Source organism: Sporosarcina thermotolerans, assembly GCF_030067815.1.
Classification (GTDB): domain Bacteria; phylum Bacillota; class Bacilli; order Bacillales_A; family Planococcaceae; genus Sporosarcina; species Sporosarcina thermotolerans.
Map to the genome: position 1 here is coordinate 310215 of NZ_CP125968.1, position 25523 is coordinate 335737.

Sequence of the window (25523 nt, forward strand, 5' to 3'; positions counted from 1 at the left end):
CCTTGTTATATATACAGTATAACACCCTTGTTCTAACCTGTATATAACAAATTTCATTTTATTTTATCTGTTTTACTTCTTCGCATACGAATATCCCTCCAATTAATGTGATAAATATCACAGCAACTCCTCTATATTTTTTTTATGATGAACGTGTACGATTTTCTTAACTGCTATCATTCACATCATTGTATATACAACTAAACACATGATGTGGATTTTTTCTGTTGTCCTGAAAACTTTTCGGTGAAATTAGGGTATATATAGTAAGAGCAACAAATTAGTTGTTTGAAAGGAGTGTGCCGCGTGCAAGATCAAAAATGGATACAGCAAATACGTGCGGGCGACCAAGCTTCCTTCCGGCAATTTTACGATGCGTATGCCGGTGCGGCAATCCGAACAGCCTCCGCCATCACACGCAATCGGGAAGTGGCAAAGGATGCTGTACAGGAAACATTCATCCGCGTCTTTCGACAAATTGAAAGTTATAATCCCGAACTTCCATTTGACCCATGGTTTTATCGCATATTGACGAATGAATGCCTTCGGTTAATGAAAAAAGAGGTTGCCAAGTTGGAGTTAGTTGATATAGGAGACAATCCATCCCTTGCGGAGGAGTCATTCGATCAATTATCGGATCTTTATGACGTGATTCAGTCCTTGGACGACATCCATAGGATTCCCATCATATTAAAGTATGTCAAAGGGTTTTCCGAAAAAGAGATTGCGGAAATCTTAGGGTTGAATCAAAACACTGTCAAGTCGCGATTATTCAAAGGAAGAAAGAAATTACTTGAACAATTGCAGCCTGGTGAAGAGGAGGAAGAATTCCAATGAGCAAATTCGACGAACGTATAAAGAACGACTTGGCTAAGCGGACAGATAAAGACGTTAGTGATATGAAGGATGAGATTTGGAATGGCATCAATCAAGAATTATTTGAACGGAGGAGAACTACGGTGAAACGAAAAAAACGATGGGTCCCTGCAGTTATCATTACGGCAGCCGCCATTATACTTGCATTCACTTTACAAACAGACTCGGGACTTGCACTGATAAAAAATATTAAGGATATGTTCGCACCTGAAAAAGAGATAATCCAAAGTATTGAGGGACAAGACGAGCCGACAAACGTCCATTTGAATGAAGGAAAGGATTCTGAGTACATCATTTATATTGATGAAACGAACTATAAAATGGTCAAAGGGAATGAGTCCGATATCATTACAACCATTGAACCACTTCCTGAAAAGTACCCGGAAGTAAGCATGGAAATCAAACAATATCCCGAGAATAAACCGGATGAGCTCATTAAGCAAATTGAGGCTGAACTGAAGAATGACTTCCCTGAGTTGCGACCTGTCGAATCAGTAACGGAACCTGTCGAAGGCTTCTGGCTACACGGGCTTACTGAATCGAAATGGGACGGTAAAGTTATCGATGTTTACGTTATAAGTAACGGTAAAAACGGAAGCTTTGTTATTACCGAGAAGTATTTCCTTGAAGCCGCTGAGGGACACGGTGCAAGGTTTTGGCATATGTTAAAGAGCTTTGAAATTGTGGAATAAATAGCATGGAGAGGGTGAAGTATATTCACTCTCTTTTTTTGTCGAAGAAATGAAGATTGATGAATTTAGTGCATATTCTATAGCAAAAAGGGGTATAGCTAAAAAGTAGATAGCGAGGAGGTTTGAAAATTGGATACTTTTATAAGAGTTTTCGATACGTTAATTATTCTATCGTATAGTGTCCTAATAGCATTCACCACACCATTCATCATGGGGTATCTAAAGAAAAGGAATTATGATATTTTCATCCAATTGATTCCTATCTTTTCTATCATTTTATTAAGTAGTTTTACAATTTCCATTGCAATTGGGGGGCTTCAGGAGCTGTTGTTCTTCAGAGTGGTATTCTGGATTTCAGTGATTGGCCTAACGGTTCTACTCTTGCTGACAGTTGCGATAAGAAATTTGTGGAAGGAAAAGTATGACGCTATCATAGAATGGATCCTTTCCCTATACTCAAAAAATGACCGAAGCTTCTCACTTAAATAAGTGAGAAGCCTTTTCGTTATGGTGTACAATATTTTTAGACAAATTAATGCCAAGGAGACGGTGGAATGTTAAAAGACCGGATTTATTATCAAGATGCTTATTTGAAGACATTTACAGCTTGGGTTATACATAGAAGTGAAGATGCGAATGGACGCCCATACGTCGTGCTCGATAACACCGCTTTCTACCCGACTGGCGGCGGGCAACCGCATGATACGGGGACGATTAATGGCGTTCGTGTAATCGATGTGGAGGAATTGGACGGTGAAATTCGCCATTTTCTTGAAGAGGATCTCCCTTCCGGCGAGGAGGTAAAGGGCGTTATCGATTGGGAGCGACGCTTCGATCATATGCAACAACATGCGGGCCAGCATATTTTGACTGCCGCGTTTGTTGAATATTTCGGGTTTCAGACAGTCAGTTTCCACCTGGGAAATGGGGTTGTTTCCATCGATTTGGACGTCGAGGACGTTTCGGCAGATCAGTTGGCGGCTGTAGAAAAGCTTGCGAATGGGATCATTTTGGAAAATCGTCCGATTGAAACGAAATGGGATCCTACTGAGGATGAACTCACCCAATTTTCACTGAGGAAACAGCTTGCGGTCACTGATGAAATCAGGCTTGTAATCATACCGGGGTTCGATTACAACGGATGCGGCGGCACGCATCCAAATTCAACTGGACAAGTCGGGCTGATCAAAATATTATCGACTGAAAAGCAAAAACGACAAGTCCGTGTCCATTTTGTATGCGGCGGAAGAGTGTTGCAACAATTGGGTCGCAAACACGAAGAGTTGGCAATTGCTTCAAGATTGCTGAGTGCACCTGAAGATGGGGTTGGCCATGCCATTGAAAAGCTATTGGTGACAAATCAGGTTTTGGAGAAATCCTTGGAAGACACGAAAGTTGCTTTGTTGGAGTTTGAAGCGAGTGAACTGCTTGTTAGTCGAAGTGGAAGGATCGTGGAGCTTCTTTTTCCGCTAAAACAGTGCAGGAACTTCAAAAATTGGCGCGTTTACTTGTTGCCAGCGATGACTCAATCATTGCCCTTCTTGTTGGAGATAATGAAGAGAAGCTACAATTTGTAGCCGCTCGCGGTGCAACTGTCGAGGTTAGTATGAAGGAGGTATCCTCAGCCGTGTTGCCCCTCATCAACGGAAAAGGCGGCGGAAATGATGCATTCGTGCAAGGCGGCGGTGAGCGGATCATGTCGGGAGAAGAGTTTTTAGACAGAATGAGGGAAGTTGTTGGGGAGTGACGTGGGTAGATGGTGACCTGGAGGGGTTATCACCGACTCTCGAGGGTTTATCACCGACTCGCGGCAGTTTATCACCGACTCTCGGCAGTTTATCACCGACTCGGGGGTTTACCACCGTTTACCAGCGGTTTATCACCGCTTAAAGTCACTTTATCACCGGTTGTGAGAACTTTATCACCGCTTAGAAGCACTTTATCACCACTTAGCCGTTTAATGGACACAATTCGACATAAAAAAGCTGCCGTCCTTTCGGATGGCAGCTTTTCATTCAATAATCAATACGCTCTTGCAAACCAGACCGTATGCTTCGCTTCATTTCCACAATTGATGCAAGTTGACTTCTCAGCTGGTGGATTGAATGGAATGTTTCGCGTTGTGAACTTCGTTTCTTCTTTCACGTTGTCCTCACACGCATCATCGCCGCACCAACCAGCAAGAATCCATCCAGGGATTTCTTCTTTTTCCGTAGAATCCGTGATGTGCTTCTTCAACCCTTCAAGATCGTCGATATGCGTATGGGAATGCTCTGCACGGAATGCACGCGCTTTTTCAAGTAGACGTGTTTGCATCGTTTGCAATTCCTGTTCAATACTTGCAACAAGATTTGCCAAATCGACAGCAACTTTTTCACCCTCATCACGTGCCTTCATAAGGGCTTGATTATTCTCTAAATCACGTGGTCCTAATTCAACACGAACAGGTACACCTTTTAACTCCCACTCGTTGAATTTATATCCAGGCGATTGGTCGGAATCGTCAAGACGGACACGGATACCCTTCGCTTTCAATTGAGCAAACACTTCGTCCAATTTTTCCATGATGGCAGGGTTCTTCTTCCAAGGACCAACCGGTATCAACACAACTTGTGTAGGTGCGATACGAGGTGGCAATACGAGACCTTGTTCATCACCGTGCACCATGATGACGGAACCGATTAGACGCGTTGAAGTTCCCCATGAAGTAGTGTGGACGAATTTGACGGTTTTCCTTCGTCAAATACTTGATGTCGAACGCTTCCGCAAATTTTGTGCCCAAGTAGTGGGAAGTTCCTGCTTGTACAGCTTTCCCGTCCTTCATCATCGCCTCGATTGAATACGTGTCAACCGCACCCGCGAAACGTTCTGAAGGTGTTTTTTGGCCGTCGTAAACAGGAATAGCAAGCAATTCTTCAACGACTTCCTTATAAATATTCAACATTTGCATCGTTTCTTCGCGCGCTTCTTCCTCATCAACATGCGCAGTATGCCCTTCTTGCCATAAAAACTCAGATGTGCGGATGAATGGTAATGTCTTCTTCTCCCAACGGAAAACGTTCGCCCATTGGTTAATCAAAACTGGGAGATCACGGTAGCTTTTCACCCAATCTGAATACAAATGACCAATCATTGTTTCGGATGTTGGACGTAGTGCAAGACGCTCTTCCAACTTCTCGCCTGCTGCCTCTGTCACCCATGGAAGCTCTGGAGAAAATCCTTCAATATGATCTTTCTCTTTTTGGAAGAATGACTCAGGAATCAACATCGGGAAATACGCATTACGGTGTCCCGTTTCCTTAAATCGTCTGTCCATTTCAGCTTGGATATGCTCCCAAATTTCGTAGCCGTCTGGTTTAAAAGCGATACATCCCCGGACTGGTGTATAGTCCATTAAATCTGCTTTTTGAATTGTGTCGATGTACCATTTTGAAAAATCGTTTTTCTGATTGCTCATCTAATTTCCCTCCTTGAATAATAAAAAGCGCAAAGCTGTCCCTAAAAATAAGGACGTCTTTGCGCTGGATAGACGTGGTACCACCTTCATTTGGCCTGAAAAAGTAGGCCCTCGAACGTTTGTTAACGAAAACGACTCGGTCATGTTTTCATGACATCTCTGTGGTAGGGTTCAATGAAAAGCGGTGGTATAGCTCTCAGCAGGTTGCTATACTTTCTGTTTCACAATTTCCACTTACTTGGCCACTTCTTAGATTCCATATTGCTTATAATATACCAAATAGCTCATGGATATACAAATGCATTCGGAAACCCACGTTTCATCCAGCTACCTTGGATTAATCTGAATGTCTGCTATAGTATATGTATAACTACTGGATGGAGGAAATTAAGTTATGGAAAATCTACCAAATTGCCCAAAATGTAACTCTGAATATACGTATGAAGACGGTAACCTATTTGTTTGCCCCGAATGTGCGCACGAATGGACGTTGGAATCACAGGAGGCTAATGCTGAAGAGGCTGTTATCAAAGATGCAAACGGCAATGTCCTAAATGACGGCGACACAATCACTGTCATCAAAGATCTCAAAGTAAAAGGCAGCTCAAGTGTCGTCAAACAGGGGACAAAAGTGAAAAACATCAAACTGGTTGAAGGTGATCATGACATTGATTGCAAAATTGACGGTTTTGGTGCAATGAAATTGAAATCAGAGTTTGTGAAAAAAATCTAATTTAGAGACCGCTGAAACTTTGAATCAGCGGTCTTTATTGTTTCAGTAGTACCTCTTCACAAATTCTACACGATGTTCCTTCAATTTACCTTCTATCCCAGAACGAAATACTCTTATGTATCCATTTTCGGGAAGCGCTATTTCTTTGCCATCTTTAAACCTGAATTCATACTTTGGCAAGCCTGCCGAGAGGTCGAACTTTACTATCTCCAGCTCATCCCAAGTGTATGATTGCCGATCCGTCCAAATCGACTCCCTGAATGCAATTGAATCATTCGCAAACAACGTATAGTTCTGAGCGGCGCTTGCAAAAAATGCTACGCTTATGAGCAAAATTGAAATGCTAATGATTTTCGCAACTTTGCTAAGATCCAATATGGATAGGATAAACGCTGATCCGAATAAAAACAGGAAACCAAACCCATATAACAGATATGCCTTGCCTGGTACATAGACGACCCACCCTTGCAATCCGTGCATATTTGAAGCAATAAACGTCGGCATTGGTAGCAATAAGATCGGCGACATGATTAGGATAACAATGGCAATGACCATGAAGATATGCCGCGCCCCATAGTTATACATTCTTTCCCCACCCCCAGTTCCTCTTCATGAAAAGTCCTCAACTATTTACCACTATTAGTTTTAAAGTATTGCAAAAATTCTATCATAGATTACAATTATATGAAAGAATAATTGTAAGGAGGCATGAAATTTTGGGGAGTGTAAAAGAAATTAACTGCATTTATATACCTACAACAAATACGGAAAAAACGGCCCACTGGTATATAAATAATCTTGGGTTGGAATTAACAGCGCCCATTACTGAAAATCAAGCACAACTTCGAATTCCTTCAGGTACCTCTATTTTTCTAATAAAAACTTCCAGGCCAACAACCCTCAACTATTTAGAAATAAGCGGTACAGTGCAAAGCGCACTAACACTTGAAGTGAATGACTTTCATATCCTATATCTCCGAATGAAAGACAATGGAGCGAATGTTTCGGATATTGAGGATAATGGCAGCTGCGGTCTTAATTTTTATGCTTATGATCCGGATGGAAATAAACTTGATATTTGGAGTGGCTGGCCGTCACAGTAACTAGTGAAAGGAAATGGAATATGGACATTCGAACAGAAAGAATAGATGCATTCAAAGTTGTTGGTATGACTTTATCCGTTTTATTGCGTGAGGAGCGAAAGAAGAAGTTGATCACTACCTTGCATGATGACTTCAATAAACGGGTTCATGAAGTAAAAAATCGGGTCAATCCTTCAATAGGTTATGGGATTTTTATCGACCACCCAATTACAATCCAGAAACCGATCCCTTTACATGGATTGCGGGAGTGGAGGTAGATGACGTTACCAACCCACCGGAGGAGATGAAAGGCTTTGCATTTCCTGAACAGCTGTATGTAATAACAACTTATGAAGGACCGAAAGGAGAGGCGGGCAATCTGTATGGTGCACTTTATAACTGGGTAAGAAACTCGGAATATCAGATTGCAGGGGATTATGGAGTGGAAGTATATTCTGACGACATTCAGAAGTTGGACCCTAACCAGATTAGGATGGAGCTTTGCCTTCCAATAGAAAAGAGAGTTCAAGAAAACTAACATTTGTATTCCAAACGAAAGACTTTTTTCATGATCTCCACATAACTAACTTCACAAACCATCCTATGTTCCATAGCCATTGGTTGCATTTCAGAGTAGCCTCCTCTATAATTTTTTCAATAAAGCAATTGGACAGATGTATCCATCCAATTACGGAAGGAGAGGCTAAAAAATGTTAAAAACAACTGTATTCGAACAACTGAAACAAGCCATGAGAGAAAAAGATGTTCTATCCAAAGGTGTACTGACACTTTTAAAGTCCGCACTTGACCTCGCTGAGAAAGAAAAAGGTTCCGCGTTGACTAAAGAAGAGGAAGTCGCTATTGTAAACCGCGAAATCAAACAAACAAATCAAGCATTAGAAGGGGCTGAAAAGGCACAGCGTGAAGATTTGATCGAACAGGAAAAAGCGAAGTTGGTATTGCTAAAATCATTCTTGCCGAAACAATTAAGTGAGGAAGAAGTAACCGCCCTACTCACAGAAGCAGGAGTTACAAAGGGAATGAATATGGGCGACGCCATGAAAATCGCTAAACCATTACTTGCCGGAAAAACTGACGGCGGAACGATGTCAAAGGTAGTAAAAAGCCTTATATAGTATATATAAACAGCCCATCCGGAAAATATAGTGGATGGGCTTTTCTACTTTTAAAAGGCGGTATGACGCGAATACATAATACTTTACTTATCCAAACACCTTGTTATAATGATAGTATAACAGAATGCTTTGAAGGAGGACCAAATGAAAAGAATTTCACTAACTTTTTGTTTACTTATAAGCGCCATTTTACTAGTTACCGGATGCAGTAAAAAAGAAAAGGAGCTGGATTCATTGGGGGCAATTGAAGGGGTATGGAACGGCACCATCAATATTCCGAATCAACCATTGTTAGTATCGCTCACTTTCACAAAGGAGAACGGAACAATCAGCATTCCCTCACAAGGACTGCAAAACTTTCCTTTGGCGGGTGTTACATTAAACGGGTCAGAATTAGTCATTCAAATGACGCTTCCAGGACAACAGATTACGTTTGACGGCAGTGTTGAGAAGAATAAGATATCAGGAACCTTTACCCAACAAGGCCAATCCTTCCCGTTCGAACTGACAAAAGGCAGTTCAGAAGAGACTCCGGATACGGGAGAAGCTGTACAAATCGATTTAAATGAAGGTAAGATGACCGGCGTTCTGGAAGTACCGAAAGGCGATGGACCTTTCCCACTAATGGTCATTATTGCTGGCTCCGGACCTACAGATCATAACGGCAATTCACCTTTAATCCCGGGTAAAAATAATAGCCTGAAGATGCTCGCAGAACAGCTTGCGGATGAGGGCGTTGCGAGTATTCGTTACGACAAACGGGGAGTTGGTGTGAACCAAAGTTTAGTCGGCAATGAAGAGGATCTCCTGTTTGATGACTTTATCAATGACGCAGCTGCGTGGGTTGAATTCGCCAAAAACGACAGTCGTTTTTCAAAGGTCGGTATCATTGGCCATAGTGAAGGTTCACTACTCGGTATGGTAGCCGCAGAAAAAACAGATGCGGATGCATTCATCTCCATCGCCGGAGCCGGAAGATCAATTGATCAAGTCCTTCTGGAGCAGCTTGGACCACAGCTTCCTGTTAACTTACTCAAAGAATCGGATGATATTTTGCAAAAGCTGAAGCAAGGCGAACAGGTGGAAAAATTCAGCGCTGAGCTCCAAAGTCTGTTCCGTCCATCCGTTCAACCCTATATGATATCTTGGTTGAAATACGATCCTGTGAAAGAACTTCAAAAACTTTCATCGCCTGTTCTTATTATTAACGGAACAAGAGACTTTCAAGTTCCGGTCGGTGACGCAGAACGACTTCATGAAGGTAAAAAGGATTCAAGGCTTGCCATTATCAAAAACATGAACCATATTCTGAAAGAGGCACCTGAAGATCAGGAAGGGAACATGGCAACTTATATGGACCCTAATCTTCCTTTGGCTAAAGGTTTAATGGATGAAATCATAGATTTTTTAAAATAAATACAAGTAAAATGCGAGCCTTCCCTGAATGATCGGCGAAAGGCTCGCTTTTATAATGAATGGTACTGTAAAACTTTATTTGTTCTTGTCCTCAAATTCTATTTTGTCCCATCATCAATACAAACCACTACTTAAGTGCTACCTTTACTATCTCTTCTCCAAACTTCACTTCAAAGTACTGATCGGAGTCAGCAATTTTTTTCAAATTTACACTATGAACAAGTACACTATCTTTAATTAAACCCATGAAACGCAAAATAACTTCATTGGTAGCTTCTGTTGCCGAAAGGTGAATCGATATATATTTCTCAACAGGCAAATTGATTTTCTTGCGGGTATCTTGAACCGCCCTTATTAATTCCCTGACTCGGCCTTCTTCTAACAATTCCTCTGTAAGCTGTGTATCCACCAAAACTTTTACATGCTGATCACCTGCCAAATCGAAGCCCTCGGTAATTGCATATTCGATATTGATATGTTCTTTTTGCAATGTTATGTTTTGACCATTTACATCGATTTGCAGCTGACCATTATTAATTAACGATATCTTCTCCTCCTCTCGAGAAATATGTTCCAAATATGATTTAATAGCATTTACCAAATTTCCGAATGTCACGCCTGCTGTTTTGAAATTAAGCTTAAAATGAGTGGATTCATATTGCGACAAATCCTCTGTATAGACAACCTCTTTCACATTCAACTCATCTTTGATTATATTCGTGTAGGCCTGAGAAAGACGTTCCCCTTCCCTACAATAGACAATCATTTTCTGTAATGGCTGCCTAACCTTTATATTATTTGTATTCCGGATACTTCGGCCAAGTTCGACTATCTTCAGGATAGTCCTCATATCATCCTCTAATTCGTTGTTAATCATCGAGTCATCACTCGAAGGATAGTCTTGTAAATGAACACTATTTTGATGTAGCTTCACATAAAGATCCTCTGCAACATAAGGTACAAACGGTGCCAACAACCTGCTAATTGTGCTTAAAGCCTCAAACAGTGTTGAATAAGCAGCTAGCTTATCCTCTGAAAGACCAGCAGCCCAAAAACGATTTCTTGATCTTCGTATATACCAATTACTCAACTCTTCGACTAATGTAGCAATTTCACGTGTCGCGTGGGTGAATTGGTATCGTTCCATATTGACAGTGACGAGCTTCGTCGTACTATGAAGTCGTGAGAGGATCCATTCATCCAATATCGTCCTCTTCCCAACCTGTTCTTTATGATAGACATACCCATCTATATTCGAATATAGCTCAAAAAACTTGTAGATATTATCCAATGTATCAACCAACTTCGATTTTGCATCTTGCACAATCTTTTTAGAGAAGCGTTTTGGATTCCATGGCGAACTATCAACCAAGAAAGCCCATCGCAGTGCATCTGCCCCATATTCTTCAAGAAGCTCCATCGGATCTAAGGCATTTCCTTTACTTTTAGACATTTTCTGCCCATGTTCATCCAGCACATGCCCGAGTGACAAGACATTCTTATAAGGGGCTTTCCCAGTAAATAAGGTTGAAACAGCTAGTAGACTATAGAAAAATCCTCTCGTCTGATCTATTCCTTCAATTACTACATCTGCAGGGAATTGTGATTCGAACTTTTCCTTATCTCCAAAAGGATAATGGTACTGCGCAAATGGCATCGAACCACTATCAAACCAAACGTCAATGACTTCAGGTGTCCTTAGCATGACACCTTTACATTTCGGACAGGTGCACTCCACTTCGTCGATATACGGCTTATGCAATTCGATATTGTTGGAAACCCGTGATTTGGCTATTTTTTGTAGAGCTCCAATATTGCTTGGTGCTTCTTCATGCTCGCAATCAGAACATACCCAAACGTTTAAAGGTGTACCCCAGTAGCGGTTTCTACTAATATTCCAATCAACAAGGTTTTCAAGGAAATTACCGAACCGGCCATCCTTAATATGCTCTGGATACCAAGTTACAGTTTCATTGTTCTCAAGCATTTTCTCCTTTAAAGATGACATATTGATAAACCAACTATCTGTTGCATAGTAAAGCAACGGAGAATCACATCTCCAGCAATGCGGGTAGCTGTGCTCATATTTTTCCTTATGATACAGTTTTCCTTGTTCCGAAAGCATCTTAATGATGTCGATATCACAGTCCTTTACAAACCTTCCCGCAAGCTCTACAACGTCTTCTGTATAACGCCCTTCCTGATCTACAACATTGATAAACGACAATCCATTTTGTTGAACGGTTTTATAATCTTCTTCCCCGTAAGCTGGGGCGACGTGGACAACACCTGTACCACTTTCTTCTGTTACATAATCAGCTACGACAACTTGATGGCCTTTCTCGACAGATACATAATTAAATGGCGGCGCGTAATGTACGCCTTCAAATTCCGCACCTCGATGTTCACTTAACAGAAGCGCATCGTCACCAAGCACTTTTTCAACAAGTGATTTGGCAACAATATAAATTACCCCATTCTTTATAGCACGCACGTATGTTAGTGTGGGGTTCATGGCAAGTGCCACATTTGCAGGCAATGTCCACGGTGTTGTCGTCCAGCCAAGAAAATATTCCTCTGCATCAAGACGCTTAAACTTTACAGTCGCTGATAAGTCCTTAACATTTTTATAGCCTTGTGCCACCTCATGTGAACTTAAAGAAGTTTGACAGCTTGGGCAATACGGGGATACACGATGACCTTTGTACAATCGTCCATCTTTATGAACTTTACTTAAAATGTTCCATACACTTTCAATGTACTCGTTGCTTAACGTCATATAAGGGTCATCCATGTCGACCCAATAGCCTAATTCCTCCGTGAAAGAACGCCATTTCTTCTCATATGTGAATACACTTTCTTTGCATTTGTTGATAAAAGGCTCCACGCCATAGCGTTCGATCTCCTGTTTCCCTGAAATTCCAAGCTGTTTTTCAACTCCTAATTCAACAGGAAGACCATGCGTATCCCAACCCGCTTTTCTTTCGACCTGGAATCCTTGCATCGTTTTGTATCTTGCCACTACATCTTTTATCGTCCGTCCCAAGGCATGACCTACATGGGGCAAACCATTAGCTGTTGGCGGTCCTTCATAAAACACAAATGGCGTCTTCCCCTCTCGGAATGTAACAGATTGACTAAAAATGCTTTCCTTGGACCAATAGTTTCGAATACGTTCCTCACGCTGAACAACTGTTTCTTTCATTCGTTGATTGTTCATTGATATCGCTCCTAACTTTTTTATAAACAGCACACAAAAACCCCGTCCCAAGAAAGGGACGGGGTTAACCGCGATACCACCCTAATTCTATTGATCCGATCAATAGCACTTAGCAACGTACAATCATACGTGTTCCTGTTAACGGTGGACTTCCGATTAGACTTAGTGAACGAATTCAGTCTAACTTCTCAGAGAGGATATTCACGTAACACTTGAACACTGACTTGCACCAAAATGTCAGCTCTCTGTAGATCAAGGGGAAACGCTACTTTTTCTCATCAACGAATTTGTATGCTTTTATTGGAATTGATTGTAACAGAATAAATAAAAATTGTCAAACTTATCTTTGTATTCAATTGTATTAGACAAGTGGGTCTCCTTTTTTGTGGATAGTCAACTTCGCATGAAACCTCTGGCTATTTTGGAATTTGTTTTATTGACGCTCGTAAGGGTCTGTGATATATTTATCTTGAATTCGAGATACTTTAATTCGAGATAAAATACTTTGCTAATAACTATGTAATGAACAACTATATATATTAAGGGCATTTTCCTTTGTATTTATTAATAAGTCATACCACACACTAACAAAAAGGAGTAAAGAATAATGAAAAAACAAACTACCGGCATTCATCACATTACTGCAATTGTAGGACATCCTCAGGAAAATATTGACTTCTACGCGGGCGTGCTTGGCTTACGCCTTGTAAAGCAAACAGTTAACTTTGATGATCCAGGTACGTATCATTTGTATTTTGGTGACGGAGGTGGAAATCCTGGAACAATCATCACATTCTTCCCTTGGGCAAACGCATACCAAGGTCGTATCGGTGACGGTCAAGTCGGTGTAACGGCATACGCCATTCCTGAAGGATCCATAGACTTCTGGGTGAATCGTCTTAGAAAATTCGACATTTCTTTCACAGAAGTGGAACGATTCGGGGAAAAGGTTGTACAATTCGACGATCCACATGGCCTTCACTTGGAATTGGTGGAACGTGCTAAAGGTCCGACGAATGATTGGACATTCGGTGATGTAACACCTGATGTAGCGATTAAAGGATTTGCCGGAGCAACATTGTACTCAAGCCGTCCTGAAGAAACTAAAGCGACTTTACTAAACGTCATGGGGTTGGAGGAAATCGGTACAGAAGGCGATTATACACGCTTTAAAGCAAGCTCCGAAATTGGCAACATCATCGATTTGAAAATGGTCACAGACGCTCGCGGTACAATGGGCGTTGGCACAGTTCACCATATTGCATGGCGTGCTATTGATGACCAAGATCATTTGGAGTGGCAAAAATATGCCCAAGAAAACGGGCAACTTGTGACAGAAGTAAAAGACCGCAATTACTTTAATGCAATTTATTTCCGTGAATCAGGTGAGATTCTATTCGAAATTGCGACAGATCCACCAGGTTTCGCACATGATGAATCAATCGAAACAATGGGCAAAGAATTGAAGCTTCCTGCTCAATACGAACAGTTCCGTGATAGATTGGAGCACTCACTCATTCCGATTGAAGTACGTCCTTTAGATTAACATAACAGTAAACTAAAAAAGGCAATCGAATTGGATTCGATTGCCTCTATTTATGATTTACTGGTTTCCTTTTTTAACCCATTCTGAGACTGTAACTGTACGTTTAGCCTGATGCTTCACAGCACCCTGCACATCCTCAATCATTTTTCCATCTTGGCCGACTGTTACACTTGTCCCGTAAGGATTTCCGCCTGCTCCGAAAATGATCGGGTCAGTATAACCTGGCGTTGCGATAATAGCACCCCAGTGCATCATTGAAGTGTAAAGGGATAGCAATGTAGCTTCCTGTCCACCATGTGGATTTTGTGCAGAAGTCATAGCACTTACTACTTTATTAATCGTCTTTCCACTCGCCCATAAACCGCCTTGGATATCGAGGAATTGCTTCATCTGGGATGGCATATTCCCAAATCGTGTAGGTACGCTGAAGATGATTGCATCTGCCCATTCAAGATCCTCTGATGTTGCAACTGGAACATCCTTTGTAGCGTTAACAGTTGCTTTCCAAGCTTCGTTGCTATCGATTACTGACTGTGGAGCTAACTCCTGTACTTTTACTATTTTAACTTCAGCGCCGGCCTCTTTTGCACCATCCGCTGCCCATTTTGCCAATTGATAGTTCGTACCGCCCATACTATAAAATACTACTGCTAGTTTTACATTTGTCATTTTTTCTGGCTCCTTTGTTTTTCCAAATAGTCTAGATAAAAAACCCATTTTCACACCTGCATCCTTATTATTTTTTCATCAACAGAATTACTTGTGAAAATATTTTTTCAGCACAGTACTGTCTATATAATTACCCAACAGAAAAAGTTTTATTCCACCTATCGGTTTTACATCTTGGAAAGTTAAAGTTGGGAGTCATTCAAAGTCTTCGATTTACCCTTCTCTTCACTGAAATTGTTAAGTATACTTAACTACAAAGAGTGGTTTTGCAAAAGTTGACTGTATTCTGAAGCGGAGGGCAAATCAAAGATGATTACACCTATATTTCGGATTTTTGATGTCGAAAAAGCGCAGGAGTTTTATTTAGATTATTTGGATTTTCAATTGGATTGGCAGCATCAGTTTGGGGACAACATGCCCCTTTACCTTCAAATTTCAAAGAATAAAATTGTTCTGCATCTTTCCGAACATCATGGTGATGCATCTCCCGGTGGTTCAATCCGCATTAAGATACAAAATGTAAAGGACTATCATGACTATCTATCGAAAAAAGGATATCGCTACGCTAACCCCGGTATCGAAAAAACGGCTTGGAATACGATAGAGTTTTATGTTACCGACCCATTTTCAAATAAAATTATATTTTACGAGGAATGTAAGTAAGAAGTTTTCGGAGGTGATTGAATTGGAGAAGAACAATGTAAATATTGTTCACTGGACTTTGTTGGATCATAGGCAATGGAATATATATATGGGGGCGACATCAGGAGGACTTTGTTATCTTGGCCCACACAATGCCCCATTCGATGAACTTGAGGAGTGGGTGAAGAAACGGCTTCCGGATCACCTTCTTGTAAAAGATAAGGCTGCACTTGAACCTTATGCTTTGGAATTAATCGGCTATATAGAGGGAAAACTGAAGGATTTTACGTTGCCACTGGACCTCCATGGAACTTCATTCCAACAATCAGTTTGGAAGGCTCTAATGGAAATTCCCTATGGTGAGACAGTCACTTATTCTGATATAGCGGAAAGCATCCAAAAACCAAAATCAGTCCGCGCGGTAGGTACTGCCATCGGCGCGAATCCAATCCTGATTACCGTTCCATGCCATCGCGTTATCGGAAAGAACGGTAAATTGACAGGGTTTCGAGGCGGTTTAGAAATGAAGAAGCAGTTATTAGACTTGGAAACACAACACAAAATTAGTAAGTAAACAAAGGAGTTCAAATTGATACAAAAACTCGAGGCGAAAAATCATGCACAGCCGTTCAGAGGTCCATTCACAATTACACGTGTCCAACCAGGTGATATTTTAAGGAACAAAACTTCGGATACTGCATTTGGACCGTTAGCTATCATTGATCATGCGGTTATGAAAAAGGGCTTAACGGTTAAAATGCATGAACACGTCAATGATGAAATACTGAGTTATATAAGCACAGGTGTCACGCATCACAAGGATTCAGCTAATTTTGAAGCACCGATTGCACGTGGGCAATTAATGATGATGAATGCAGGGGTAAGCTTTTGGCATGAGGAAAAAGTAAAAGAAGATGAAGTGGAAATGCTTCAAATCTTCGTTCGACCGAATGCAACAAATCTTCCACCCAAAATTCAGTTCCATAACAAACCAACAGACAATCACGATTGGTATGTCATGGTGGGGCCTGAAGGAAGCGATGCACCTCTTTACGTCAGGCAAAACGTCTACATTTTAGACGCACACCCGAAAGCTGGCGAAGAGTTGGAAATCCCAGTATATTTAGGCCTTACACCATTTCTATATGTGATGAATGGCGAAATAACGGTTCAAAATCTTACTGTAGGTAAAAAAGAGGCGGTAACGGATTTAGAAGTTCCGCTTCCACCTATAGTCGCGAATGAAGACACGACACTTGTATTATTCTTTGTCGATATGAATGCAGAAATGTCTATGGATGGGACAATTAGTGGGTTGAAGGAATAATAAAGAAGCATAAATGCTTGGAGAAACGCATAAACGGCTTGGGATGAAGGATAAATTCCTGTAATGACGCATAAATCGAGAAAAAAACGCATAAACAACGCTGAATCACGCATAAACGCCGCGAAATACGCATAAAAATTATTTATGCGTATTTGTACAGATTTATGCGTGATTTGTAGGCTTTTTGGGCGATTCTTATGAAATATGCTCACATTCACCGACATTTTTGATCAACGGTTTTATGCGCAACCCTCCTATATCCATAACCACTTCCAGATCTCTTTCGGTGTAGCGTTCTTCCCGTGCATCAACATTCCAATTTCAAACACTTTCCCTGCCGCTTTCATCATTAGCCAAACCGTCGCGAGGAGGATGACTACGCTAATGCTAATTTCCATCCATGGCCATTCTTCCACTAACGACAAACGCATAATCCAAACGGCTGGCGACGTAAATGGAATAAATGAGCCGACCTTTGCAATGATACCACTTGGATCTCCGAAAATCGGACCGATAAAAACTAACGGAAGAAACGGGAGCATCATAACAATTCCTTGGAAATTACCCGTCGTTGTCATATCTTCCACGGTCGCTCCAATTGCAACGAAAATTGCCGCGAATAATAGATAGCCAGCAATCGCAAATAAAACCAATAGCAGCAATTGCGGGACGAATAAGTACTCAATGATTGGCAATTCGCTCTTCCACACGAAAACTGGTAATCCAATCGCCAGCCAAACAGCAACTTGCGTCATTCCTAACACAAAATAGCCAATAATTTTCCCTTGCATTAACTCTCCCGGTGTTACGGAAAATAAAATGACTTCTGCCACTTTCTCTTTCTTTTCCTGTGAGGCAGAAGTGAAAATCATCATTCCAGTAATCACACTCGAAAGTAATATAATTGCTGCGAACAAACCAGGTATAGCCCGCTTCAGCGAATTATCGCCTCCCTCTACCACCCCCATTTCTCTTCCATTATCCTGCCATTCAGCCTTCTGAACAGAAATCCCCTTCGCAATTACACTTTTCTGATCTTCGGATAAGTCGAGCCGAGCCAATTGAAGTTGACGTAAAGGGCCTTCCAGAACGATTGCTTCATAAAGAAAGCTATCACTTACATCTTTGCTTTTATATACTTGAATGGCCCCTTCATCCAATGCTTTCTCGGTAAAAGGAATATACACAACATTTTCTTCGCGAATCACTTGCTGCCCCATATCTGACTCATTTATGTTAGTTATTTGGACAATCCAATTTAACTGTTCAGATTTCACAAGTCGGTCGATTTCATTTGCAACGCCTAACTCATCAAGAATGAAAACGTCTACCACTTCTTTGGATTCATTTCCATTGAGTAACTGAGGAATGAGCATGAACAACAAAAAAGCAATAGGCGTTAAAAATAATGAAATAACGAAAGACTTATTCGTCATATTTCTTTTAATCTCCCATTTAGCTACCTTAAAACTATTACGCATTAATAGCAGCCCCCTCTTTAACGGTATGTTGGTCCGTTGCTATATCGATAAATATTTCATGCAATGAAATCCGGTCGATGGATAGCTCTTGAATTGATAAAGACTCAGGCAACTGCCTTAGCCAATTTGGTATGATGACGTCTTGCGCCAAATGAATGATTGCCAAACCATCTTTTTGCTCTACCCGGCTTACACGCGGAAGTTGCTTTAATAATGCCAATTCATTCTCTCCACGAATCGTGCATTTAAAGTTTGCATACTCATTTTTCACATCCGTTAGTGTCCCATCAATCACTTTTTGCCCCCGATGAATCATAAATAATCGATCGCATATTTCTTCAACCATATTCATTTGGTGGGAGGATAATAAAATCGCTGTGCCATTTCTAGCAAGTTCCTTAATTTCATTCTTAAAAACTTCCTGACTGACAGGATCCAATCCGGAAAAAGGTTCGTCTAAAATAAGTAATTCCGGCTCATGGATGATAGATCCAATAAACTGTACTTTTTGCGCCATCCCCTTTGATAATTCCTCAACTGAAACTTTCTCTTTACCTTCAAGGCCGAGCTTTTTTAAATAATGAAGTGTACGCTCTTTGGCCTTTTTAACTGGATAGTCTTTCAGCTCCGCCAAATATAAAATCATATCCATTACTTTAACATTCCGATAAAGTCCACGCTCCTCCGGCAAATAGCCGATTTTATTGCGTGGTATTTGTCCTTCTTTGTGATTATGAAACTTTACAACTCCTTCGTCCGGATAAAGGATCCCCATGATACTTCGGATCGTTGTTGACTTCCCAGCACCGTTTGGCCCTAATATTGCCATGATTTCCCCTTTCTCACTTCAAAGGAAATACCTTCGATGATTTTCCTATTCTTGAATGACTTCTCCAAGCCTTCAACTGATAGAACGACTTCCACTTTACTCCCAACTCCTTTTATTTATTTTTTTCAAACGATGATAATAGGTCGCCACTAATGTCATAATGGAAGGAATTGTGATTGCAAACGAAAGGGCAAAAGCCCATGTGCTAATTGTGTGAACAATTCCGTAAGTGAATGTCTTCGTTAGCCACAAAGCAAATGTCACTGCAACACTATAAATGACAATCGTTTGAACGGGAATAGCCGAACGAACAATTTTTTCTTTAGACGACTCCGTATCACTATAAATCGGTGTAGTTCCCTTATTCGCCTTAAAAATATGCATATTGTAGTCTGAACAAACATGCGTCCAACCTGCATAAGCAAACATCTCGAAATACTCATCTTTCTCATCTAACTCCAACTGACGATAATCAATGCTAAAAATGACATCTTCACTTTCGCCTTTTCCAACTCGTACCCCGCAAAGCGGAACCGTTTTAATTGCCAACCCATCAATGCATTACGTCTTAACATTTTCATATCGGCCTTTTCGGAAAAAGCGAGGCCATTTGACGCCACATACTTAGTCTTGCTCATTAAATACTCCCCTCTCGAGCCCTTTTTCTGCCATCTCAATCATCACTTTTCGTCGCGCGATATCCGCTTTTAGTGCTTGTCTTCCTATTTCAGTCAACACATATACCTTCCGTCGCGAATCAGATTCATCTTGTAATACGATGAACTGTTCCTTGAGCAATTTTTTAATGATCGTATATAACGACGCAGGGCCAATTACAAATGACCCTTTAGTCGTTTCCTCCACTAGACTCATTACAGCATACCCGTGCCGTGGTTCCGAAAGTGAAGCCATAATATAAAAAACAGAATCTGTTAACGGCTCAAATGATTCCAACTAAAAAACCTCCTCTATATCACTTTCCGATATATCTAATTATGTTATATCACAAAGTGATATATATTGGCAATGCATATTATTTACTTGTTTAGAATTAATCGAAAAGTTCTTTGGAGGATCTATAAGGCGACACTCATTAATCGAGGGAGAATAATCATTTATAATGACAAAGAAGCATAAATGCTTGGAGAAACGCATAAACGGCTTGAGCTGAAGGATAAATTCCCGTAATGACGCATAAATCGAGAAAAAAATGCATAAACAACGCTGAATCACGCATAAACTCCGCGAAATACGCATAAAAATTATTTATGCGTATTTGTACAGATTTATGCGTCATTCGCCGATTTTATGCGTATTAAATAACAATAACCCCGTTCCAGTAAACTGGAACGGGGTTTATTTTATTACTTCGTTAGTTGCCCATTTTCGAACACTACTTCACCGCCGACAATAGTCGTTTTCACTGCCCCTTTATAGGTTTTGCCAATGTAAGGAGAGTGTTGGTGACGGTAGAATAGATCTTCCTTTTTCAGCTCGAAGCTTTCGTTCAAGTCAATAAGTGTCAAATCAGCATCATAATTAGCTGCGATTGTTCCCTTATTTTCTAAACCGAACAGTTTTGCTGGGTTTGTTGCTGTCAACTCAACGATTTTTTCCAACGGAACATTACGTTTGAAATGCCCTTCAGTAATTAAAATGTTTAAGCTGGACTGTGCTCCTGATATACCGCCCAGCCGTCGAAGATATTGTCTTTAATCACTTTCATGGATGCTGGTGCTGGAGAGTGGTCAGATCCGATTGTAGTGATTTCACCTTCAGCAACTGCTCTCCACAAATCTTCCACTTCGTCTTCGTCTCGTAGAGGTGGCGCACATTTTGCAATTACGCCTTGTTCTTCAATGTCTTTCACTGTCAATGACAAGTAATGTGGGCATGTTTCAACTGTAACGTCAACGCCACGTTGTTGCGCTGCTTTGATCACTTCCACGACTTTTCGGCTACTTGCATGCACGATATGAAGCTTACATCCAGTCAGTTCAGCATACGAGATAATTCTTCTTACAGCTTCAATTTCCGAAATGATTGGTCGTGATTCGACATAATCCCTTGCCGTCACCTTACCAGCTTCAATTTTTTCTTTTGCAAGTTGATCACACATAACTGTACTCTCTGCGTGTACAGCCAAAATGGATCCTAAAGATGCAATCTCTTTCATCCCTTTATAGATCGTTTCATCGTCTACATTGTTGAAATCAGCAATTCCACTTGGTGACATGAAAGCCTTGAATCCAATTACGCCATTTTCATGAAGATCTTTTAAGTCAGCAATATTTTCAGGTACAAGTCCGCCCCAGAAATATGGATTTACGATAGATTTTTCAGCTGCAAGTGAACGCTTGAGCTCCAAGTTTTCTTTATTGATAGTCGGAGGCGTGCTATTTAGTGGCATGTCAAAGAATGACGTTGCCCCGCCAGCTGCCAAGCTTCTGCTTCCTGTTTCAAGTCCTTCCCACTCAGTTCTTCCAGGTTCGTTAAAGTGAACATGAGAGTCGATCATACCAGGGAAGATATGTAGCCCTTCTGCGTTAATTTCACGATTTGCCGTTCCTTCCAATGATTTGCCCGTAGACACTTCCACAATTTTTCCGTCTTTAACTGCAATATCACCTTGAACCGTAGTATCTGCTGTTACAATTGTTCCATTTTTAATAAGTAAATCATAAGTAGTCATAATTGAACTCCTCCAGATGTGAATTTTTCTTTCACCTATCTCGTAAATATTATACCAGACAAATAATGTAAACAATGAGGGATATGCCTGATTCTACAACTGCATTGTTCACTTTGAACAAATCTCTCGATTATCATAAACATGATTTGTTCATTCCTGTCGACCTGTATGTTTTACTAAACTCCCCTTATTATTCATTCCGAATAATTTTGGTATCTCAAGTAATATAAATCCCCAAATTTCCGTTGTTCCAAACCGGAAAATTTGATATTTCCGGTTACCAATACTACGATTGGATTGTTGAATCGTCCAATCGACGGTCAATGAATGAAGGAGGAATCATTATGGCAAGAATAGCTTATGAAGTTAAAGGTGCAACTGCATCGGTCCATATTCAGCTGCGGTAGACGCAGGCGATTTAGTTTACTTATCCGGTCAAACTGCAATGAACTCTGTCGGGGCAAAGGATTTGACGGGTGACATTGCCGGGCAAACGGAGCTCTGCTTTAATCACTTATTCGAGGCACTTGAAGCAGCCAGCCTTACACCTGATGATGTTGTTAAGGCTAATGTTTACTTGACGGATATGAATAATTTTTCCGCAATGAACGAAGTATATGCAACAAAATTTTCTAAACCTTACCCTGCAAGAACATGTGTCGCTGTTGTGGGACTGCCACTTGGGGCAGAGGTTGAAATTGAATTGATTGCTAAAAAATCTAAATAAATTAAATGCACAGACAGAAACCCACTGAGCCTATAGCTTCAGTGGGTTTTTCCGATTATAGAGCACCTAAACTGTGAAGGAATTTGATTAATTCATCCCCATATGGACAAACTTCGAATACGGTATTTTGAAGATGAGGGAGATGAATTTAGTGGATCAAATGAAAATTAATTGCGATTTTTCACCGATGAAGGAAGTACTTAGAGATGACATTCGTCGGCTTATCAGAGCCTTACAAAATAATATAGAAGCCATCTTTGATGAGGAGACCTGTCTCCTTGGTGATTTCGAAAAAATAAAAGGTGATTTTTTATCCATTGAAATGAAAGCCGCCACTTTCTATTTAAACTGCTATCTTTCTCCGTTTACCGATAAATATCCCGAATTGTCGACGAGTGTACAAAACATGTCACGATTGAAACATGGTGGATTAATAGTAATCCAACGGGAAGATCCCCTTGAATCTTTGTTGACGTCCGGCATTTCAGTTGGGGCCGATTTGACGCATACATTGATTGAATCCATTTTCTATCCCGGAAGTCCACTCCATGACGGTGCCGTGTTAGTGAATCAAAACCAAATCGTATCCGCCGCAAATGTCCTTCCTTTATCCGGCAGATTTACAGGGGATAAAAAATTAGGAACAAGGCATCGCGCTGCTTTGGGCTTAACAGAACGCAGTGATGCGCTTGTTCTTGTCGTGTCGGAGGAAACAGGACGGGTGTCATTTGCTTTCAAAGGGGAACTGTATCCGATTACGACATTGGTCGGGTAAAGGGGATAAGTAAACCTACGTAATGAAAATAGCCGATATGATGTAAGTTTTCACATCGTACCGGCTTTTATCTAACATTCAATCCTATAATAATTCCCTTGCTAATAATCGATACACATTCAAACGCTGTTCTTGGGAATGAGGGATGCTGACAATCATCGCTTCATCAAAACCGTATTGCTCCTGCTCTTGTTGGAGTTTCGCTGCAATTTCTTTTGCATCTCCGACTAAATGGACTTTACGATTCTCTTCTATTGTCATACGGTCCATTTCCGTTAATGGATAATCACTTGCCTCTTCAGGCGTTAAAAATGATGTCAGCCTACCTTGCATAAATAGCAAACGCCAAATGTCCTGAGGCTTCGCTTCGAATTCCGCCTCTTCTTTTGTTTCAGCCGTTGTCACCATATAGGAAACATTGATTTCCGGTTTCTCCATAAAAGCGGAAGGTTTAAAGTTCTCTTTATACGCATCTAAGATATACTTCGACATTTGCCCGTTGAAAAACTGTGCGAATGAATAGCCGACACCTCTAATTCCTGCTTGGATAGCACTGTTGCCCGTCGAACCCAATAGCCATGCTTCCGGTAAAACGACATAAGATGGTGTAGCGATTGTCTGATCATATAGTTTATCCGTCGGTACCTCGTCATTGATCAACTGCAATGCTGTATCAAACTTCTCGTACATATTATGCAATAAGGGCTGACGTCCCTCGGACAATGCATAGATGGCGCGCTGATCCCCACCCGGTGCCCGACCGACGCCGAAATCGATCCGACCTGGAGAAAAGGCACTTAACGTTTTGAATACCTCTGCCAATTTCAACGGTGAGTAATGCATCATCATTACTCCGCCGGTCCCGATCCGAATGTTTTTCGTTTTCGCAGCCAAATGAGCCGCCACTACTTCCGGAGCTGAGCTCGCGAAGTCGTTGGTTCCATGGTGTTCCGCCATCCACATGCGATGATAGCCTAACTCATCGCCTAAAACCGCCAACTCTTCCGCATTTTTCAAAGCGTCAGGCGCACTATTCCCTTTTGTGATCGGTGCTTGATCCAATATACTTAGTCTCATATGTATCCGCTCCTTTCTTTTAGTCTAATTGGCCTCATCAGTTATTAACAACAAAACAGCTTACAGCAAACTTCCTTTCAATCTCTCCTATTTAAACTTCTTTCCAGTTATTTAAACCTATGAACGAACATATGATTAGTAAGATAGATGTGAAACAGAAAAATAGGTTACCGATGTAAATCCCATTGGATATGATAATCTTAAGGGGTAGGTGAATTTTCAATGAAAAATGATATTGAAGATTTATTTGAAAGGGAAAAACAAAATGAACCGAAGATGAAAGTGGAAAGAAAAGATGGAGAACCGACCGCTGCGTTCAAAGGGGCTTCCTGGGCAGCGCTGTTAATTGGGGCGTCAGCTTATCTGATTGGATTGTTTAACGCAACCATGGAGTTGAACGAAAAAGGATACTACTTTGCGATATTGATATTCGGACTCTATCTTCCGTATCCTTGCAAAAAGCAGTACGAGATAAACAGGAAGGAATACCAGTCACGAATATTTACTATGGCATTAGCTGGCTTGCACTTCTCATAGCCATTTTATTGATGGGCATCGGCTTGTACAATGCAGGAAGCATCGTTTTAAGTGAAAAAGGATTTTATGGCATGGCGTTTGTTCTAAGTATCTTTGCAGCCATCACTGTTCAGAAAAACATTAGGGATACACAGAAAGTAAGAGGGATGGATTGAGCAGCTTTCGATGTTTTTTTTGCAAAATCCGACTGAGTGTGACCCACTCAGTCGGATTTTGTTTGCCTACTTTTTAAATGATAACCCATTTGTCTTCAAAGCATCTCTAAGCTTCGGTATAGAAGCTGGCCCCATACCGTGAAATTGCAAAATCTCTTTTTCATTAAATGTCGAAAGCTGTTGCAAAGAGGTAATACCGTTATTTTCCAACGCCCGTCTTGCCGGTGCTGATAGTCCTGAAAGAAATCCAGTGTCAGGTTTGCGTTCTTGCTCACATATCGGACAGGTCGGGCAGTCGCTGCTTTTATAGTAGTTATGTCCTTTGCTACAAGTCCTAAGGGTTTTCTTTGAAGTTGTCATTTGTACTAATCCCCTTCACTCAAATTTACCCTCTCTATAATCTCTGTATAATCTTCTCTTCCGAATTTATCACAAACGAACCACGAGCGACAAC

The 25523-nt window shown here is 40.9% G+C and carries 28 protein-coding genes, 2 pseudogenes and 1 other annotated feature; of the genes and pseudogenes, 18 read left to right on the forward strand and 12 right to left on the reverse strand.

Going from position 1 to position 25523, the window contains the following annotated elements:
* Positions 1-306 precede the first annotated feature (306 nt).
* From QNH10_RS01775 to QNH10_RS20360, 5 genes are all read left to right on the forward strand, one after another.
* Positions 307-837: an RNA polymerase sigma factor gene (locus QNH10_RS01775; RefSeq protein ID WP_283733307.1), complete on the forward strand. Its 531-nt coding sequence runs from the start codon at positions 307-309 to the stop codon at positions 835-837.
* A complete protein-coding gene (locus QNH10_RS01780; RefSeq protein WP_283733308.1) occupies positions 834-1568 on the forward strand; it encodes a hypothetical protein in 735 nt (244 codons plus the stop codon). The genes QNH10_RS01775 and QNH10_RS01780 overlap by 4 nt, the downstream gene beginning before the upstream one ends.
* A gap of 129 nt (positions 1569-1697) precedes the next feature.
* Positions 1698-2057, forward strand: coding sequence for a hypothetical protein (locus QNH10_RS01785; RefSeq protein WP_283733309.1), 360 nt, complete (start codon positions 1698-1700; stop codon positions 2055-2057).
* A gap of 65 nt (positions 2058-2122) precedes the next feature.
* Entirely contained in the window at positions 2123-3145 is a 1023-nt protein-coding gene (locus tag QNH10_RS01790) for an alanyl-tRNA editing protein (RefSeq protein WP_347177957.1), read from the forward strand.
* Positions 3046-3315: a DHHA1 domain-containing protein gene (locus tag QNH10_RS20360; protein WP_347177958.1), complete on the forward strand. Its 270-nt coding sequence runs from the start codon at positions 3046-3048 to the stop codon at positions 3313-3315. Before QNH10_RS01790 ends, QNH10_RS20360 begins: the two co-directional genes overlap by 100 nt.
* Positions 3316-3590: 275 nt before the next feature.
* On the opposite strand, the pseudogene proS reads toward QNH10_RS20360, so the two are convergent.
* Positions 3591-5025, reverse strand: a pseudogene (gene proS, locus QNH10_RS01795) (proline--tRNA ligase).
* Positions 5026-5419: 394 nt separating this feature from the next.
* On the opposite strand from proS, the gene QNH10_RS01800 reads away from it, so the two are divergent.
* Complete coding sequence (locus QNH10_RS01800) at positions 5420-5758, forward strand: zinc ribbon domain-containing protein YjdM (RefSeq protein ID WP_283733310.1); 339 nt, start codon at positions 5420-5422, stop codon at positions 5756-5758.
* Between the two features lie 42 nt (positions 5759-5800).
* On the opposite strand, the gene QNH10_RS01805 is transcribed toward QNH10_RS01800, so the two are convergent.
* The gene (locus QNH10_RS01805) at positions 5801-6343 is read right to left on the reverse strand and encodes a hypothetical protein (protein WP_283733311.1); all 543 of its coding nucleotides are present in this window, start codon (positions 6341-6343) and stop codon (positions 5801-5803) included.
* A 131-nt stretch (positions 6344-6474) separates the two neighbouring features.
* On the opposite strand from QNH10_RS01805, the gene QNH10_RS01810 reads away from it, so the two are divergent.
* The 5 genes from QNH10_RS01810 (at position 6475) to QNH10_RS01830 (ending at position 9392) form a co-directional block, all read left to right on the forward strand.
* A complete protein-coding gene (locus QNH10_RS01810; RefSeq protein ID WP_283733312.1) occupies positions 6475-6861 on the forward strand; it encodes a VOC family protein in 387 nt (128 codons plus the stop codon).
* Positions 6862-6881: 20 nt separating this feature from the next.
* The gene (locus QNH10_RS01815) at positions 6882-7118 is read left to right on the forward strand and encodes a hypothetical protein (RefSeq protein ID WP_283733313.1); all 237 of its coding nucleotides are present in this window, start codon (positions 6882-6884) and stop codon (positions 7116-7118) included.
* The gene (locus tag QNH10_RS01820) at positions 7109-7378 is read left to right on the forward strand and encodes a GyrI-like domain-containing protein (RefSeq protein ID WP_283733314.1); all 270 of its coding nucleotides are present in this window, start codon (positions 7109-7111) and stop codon (positions 7376-7378) included. Before QNH10_RS01815 ends, QNH10_RS01820 begins: the two co-directional genes overlap by 10 nt.
* Positions 7379-7550: 172 nt before the next feature.
* Positions 7551-7976: a GatB/YqeY domain-containing protein gene (locus QNH10_RS01825; protein ID WP_283733315.1), complete on the forward strand. Its 426-nt coding sequence runs from the start codon at positions 7551-7553 to the stop codon at positions 7974-7976.
* Between the two features lie 144 nt (positions 7977-8120).
* The gene (locus tag QNH10_RS01830) at positions 8121-9392 is read left to right on the forward strand and encodes an alpha/beta hydrolase family protein (RefSeq protein ID WP_283733316.1); all 1272 of its coding nucleotides are present in this window, start codon (positions 8121-8123) and stop codon (positions 9390-9392) included.
* A 127-nt stretch (positions 9393-9519) separates the two neighbouring features.
* Here QNH10_RS01830 and ileS read toward each other — a convergent pair whose 3' ends face one another.
* Entirely contained in the window at positions 9520-12597 is a 3078-nt protein-coding gene (ileS, locus tag QNH10_RS01835) for an isoleucine--tRNA ligase (RefSeq protein ID WP_430541107.1), read from the reverse strand.
* 66 nt (positions 12598-12663) lie between these two features.
* Positions 12664-12903, reverse strand: a binding site (T-box leader).
* 316 nt (positions 12904-13219) lie between these two features.
* Between ileS and QNH10_RS01840 the strand changes: the two genes are divergently transcribed.
* Positions 13220-14158, forward strand: coding sequence for a ring-cleaving dioxygenase (locus QNH10_RS01840; protein WP_283733318.1), 939 nt, complete (start codon positions 13220-13222; stop codon positions 14156-14158).
* A 57-nt stretch (positions 14159-14215) separates the two neighbouring features.
* Here the strand turns inward: QNH10_RS01840 and wrbA are convergent, their stop codons facing one another.
* On the reverse strand, positions 14216-14827 hold the full coding sequence (gene wrbA / locus QNH10_RS01845; protein WP_283733319.1) for an NAD(P)H:quinone oxidoreductase: 612 nt from the start codon (positions 14825-14827) through the stop codon (positions 14216-14218).
* 309 nt (positions 14828-15136) lie between these two features.
* On the opposite strand from wrbA, the gene QNH10_RS01850 reads away from it, so the two are divergent.
* From QNH10_RS01850 to QNH10_RS01860, 3 genes are read left to right on the forward strand one after another with little or no spacing between them, the layout of a single operon-like run.
* A complete protein-coding gene (locus QNH10_RS01850; protein WP_283733320.1) occupies positions 15137-15490 on the forward strand; it encodes a glyoxalase superfamily protein in 354 nt (117 codons plus the stop codon).
* Between the two features lie 22 nt (positions 15491-15512).
* Positions 15513-16043: a methylated-DNA--[protein]-cysteine S-methyltransferase gene (locus tag QNH10_RS01855; protein ID WP_381426446.1), complete on the forward strand. Its 531-nt coding sequence runs from the start codon at positions 15513-15515 to the stop codon at positions 16041-16043.
* A gap of 15 nt (positions 16044-16058) precedes the next feature.
* Positions 16059-16796: a pirin family protein gene (locus QNH10_RS01860; protein WP_283733321.1), complete on the forward strand. Its 738-nt coding sequence runs from the start codon at positions 16059-16061 to the stop codon at positions 16794-16796.
* Positions 16797-17050: 254 nt separating this feature from the next.
* On the opposite strand, the gene QNH10_RS01865 is transcribed toward QNH10_RS01860, so the two are convergent.
* The 6 genes from QNH10_RS01865 to allB form a co-directional block, all read right to left on the reverse strand.
* The gene (locus QNH10_RS01865; RefSeq protein WP_283733322.1) at positions 17051-18277 is read right to left on the reverse strand and encodes an ABC transporter permease; all 1227 of its coding nucleotides are present in this window, start codon (positions 18275-18277) and stop codon (positions 17051-17053) included.
* The gene (locus QNH10_RS01870; RefSeq protein WP_347177959.1) at positions 18270-19106 is read right to left on the reverse strand and encodes an ABC transporter ATP-binding protein; all 837 of its coding nucleotides are present in this window, start codon (positions 19104-19106) and stop codon (positions 18270-18272) included. Before QNH10_RS01870 ends, QNH10_RS01865 begins: the two co-directional genes overlap by 8 nt.
* Before the next feature lie 96 nt (positions 19107-19202).
* Positions 19203-19655 carry a DUF2812 domain-containing protein gene (locus tag QNH10_RS01875; RefSeq protein WP_488199564.1) on the reverse strand — a complete coding sequence of 151 codons (453 nt, stop codon included), beginning with the start codon at positions 19653-19655 and terminating at the stop codon, positions 19203-19205.
* A gap of 75 nt (positions 19656-19730) precedes the next feature.
* The gene (locus QNH10_RS01885) at positions 19731-20060 is read right to left on the reverse strand and encodes a PadR family transcriptional regulator (RefSeq protein WP_283733325.1); all 330 of its coding nucleotides are present in this window, start codon (positions 20058-20060) and stop codon (positions 19731-19733) included.
* Between the two features lie 410 nt (positions 20061-20470).
* A complete protein-coding gene (locus QNH10_RS20365) occupies positions 20471-20725 on the reverse strand; it encodes an amidohydrolase family protein (RefSeq protein ID WP_347177960.1) in 255 nt (84 codons plus the stop codon).
* A gap of 41 nt (positions 20726-20766) precedes the next feature.
* On the reverse strand, positions 20767-21798 hold the full coding sequence (allB, locus tag QNH10_RS01890; protein WP_347177961.1) for an allantoinase AllB: 1032 nt from the start codon (positions 21796-21798) through the stop codon (positions 20767-20769).
* Positions 21799-22180: 382 nt separating this feature from the next.
* On the opposite strand from allB, the gene QNH10_RS01895 reads away from it, so the two are divergent.
* Entirely contained in the window at positions 22181-22525 is a 345-nt protein-coding gene (locus QNH10_RS01895) for a RidA family protein (protein ID WP_283734541.1), read from the forward strand.
* Between the two features lie 160 nt (positions 22526-22685).
* Positions 22686-23300: a sporulation-specific diadenylate cyclase CdaS gene (cdaS, locus tag QNH10_RS01900; RefSeq protein WP_283734542.1), complete on the forward strand. Its 615-nt coding sequence runs from the start codon at positions 22686-22688 to the stop codon at positions 23298-23300.
* An 84-nt stretch (positions 23301-23384) separates the two neighbouring features.
* On the opposite strand, the gene QNH10_RS01905 is transcribed toward cdaS, so the two are convergent.
* Positions 23385-24377, reverse strand: coding sequence for an LLM class flavin-dependent oxidoreductase (locus tag QNH10_RS01905; RefSeq protein WP_283733326.1), 993 nt, complete (start codon positions 24375-24377; stop codon positions 23385-23387).
* A gap of 222 nt (positions 24378-24599) precedes the next feature.
* On the opposite strand from QNH10_RS01905, the pseudogene yiaA reads away from it, so the two are divergent.
* Positions 24600-25069 (forward strand): annotated as a pseudogene (yiaA, locus tag QNH10_RS01910) (inner membrane protein YiaA).
* 66 nt (positions 25070-25135) lie between these two features.
* Here the strand turns inward: yiaA and QNH10_RS01915 are convergent.
* Entirely contained in the window at positions 25136-25429 is a 294-nt protein-coding gene (locus QNH10_RS01915; RefSeq protein ID WP_283733327.1) for an RNA polymerase alpha subunit C-terminal domain-containing protein, read from the reverse strand.
* Positions 25430-25523 lie beyond the last annotated feature (94 nt).

What these genes read in the sequence shown, in the direction of transcription:
- QNH10_RS01800 (WP_283733310.1), top strand. Translation starts at nt 5,420, where the DNA reads ATGGAAAATCTACCAAATTGCCCAAAATGTAACTCTGAATATACGTAT.
- cdaS (WP_283734542.1), top strand. Translation starts at nt 22,686, where the DNA reads ATGAAAATTAATTGCGATTTTTCACCGATGAAGGAAGTACTTAGAGAT.
- QNH10_RS01790 (WP_347177957.1), top strand. Translation starts at nt 2,123, where the DNA reads ATGTTAAAAGACCGGATTTATTATCAAGATGCTTATTTGAAGACATTT.
- QNH10_RS01780 (WP_283733308.1), top strand. Translation starts at nt 834, where the DNA reads ATGAGCAAATTCGACGAACGTATAAAGAACGACTTGGCTAAGCGGACA.
- QNH10_RS01870 (WP_347177959.1), bottom strand. Translation starts at nt 19,106, where the DNA reads ATGGCAATATTAGGGCCAAACGGTGCTGGGAAGTCAACAACGATCCGA.
- QNH10_RS01865 (WP_283733322.1), bottom strand. Translation starts at nt 18,277, where the DNA reads ATGCGTAATAGTTTTAAGGTAGCTAAATGGGAGATTAAAAGAAATATG.
- allB (WP_347177961.1), bottom strand. Translation starts at nt 21,798, where the DNA reads ATGACTACTTATGATTTACTTATTAAAAATGGAACAATTGTAACAGCA.
- QNH10_RS01805 (WP_283733311.1), bottom strand. Translation starts at nt 6,343, where the DNA reads ATGTATAACTATGGGGCGCGGCATATCTTCATGGTCATTGCCATTGTT.
- ileS (WP_430541107.1), bottom strand. Translation starts at nt 12,597, where the DNA reads ATGAAAGAAACAGTTGTTCAGCGTGAGGAACGTATTCGAAACTATTGG.
- QNH10_RS01905 (WP_283733326.1), bottom strand. Translation starts at nt 24,377, where the DNA reads ATGAGACTAAGTATATTGGATCAAGCACCGATCACAAAAGGGAATAGT.
- QNH10_RS01915 (WP_283733327.1), bottom strand. Translation starts at nt 25,429, where the DNA reads ATGACAACTTCAAAGAAAACCCTTAGGACTTGTAGCAAAGGACATAAC.
- QNH10_RS01840 (WP_283733318.1), top strand. Translation starts at nt 13,220, where the DNA reads ATGAAAAAACAAACTACCGGCATTCATCACATTACTGCAATTGTAGGA.
- wrbA (WP_283733319.1), bottom strand. Translation starts at nt 14,827, where the DNA reads ATGACAAATGTAAAACTAGCAGTAGTATTTTATAGTATGGGCGGTACG.
- QNH10_RS01830 (WP_283733316.1), top strand. Translation starts at nt 8,121, where the DNA reads ATGAAAAGAATTTCACTAACTTTTTGTTTACTTATAAGCGCCATTTTA.
- QNH10_RS01815 (WP_283733313.1), top strand. Translation starts at nt 6,882, where the DNA reads ATGGACATTCGAACAGAAAGAATAGATGCATTCAAAGTTGTTGGTATG.
- QNH10_RS01825 (WP_283733315.1), top strand. Translation starts at nt 7,551, where the DNA reads ATGTTAAAAACAACTGTATTCGAACAACTGAAACAAGCCATGAGAGAA.
- QNH10_RS01850 (WP_283733320.1), top strand. Translation starts at nt 15,137, where the DNA reads ATGATTACACCTATATTTCGGATTTTTGATGTCGAAAAAGCGCAGGAG.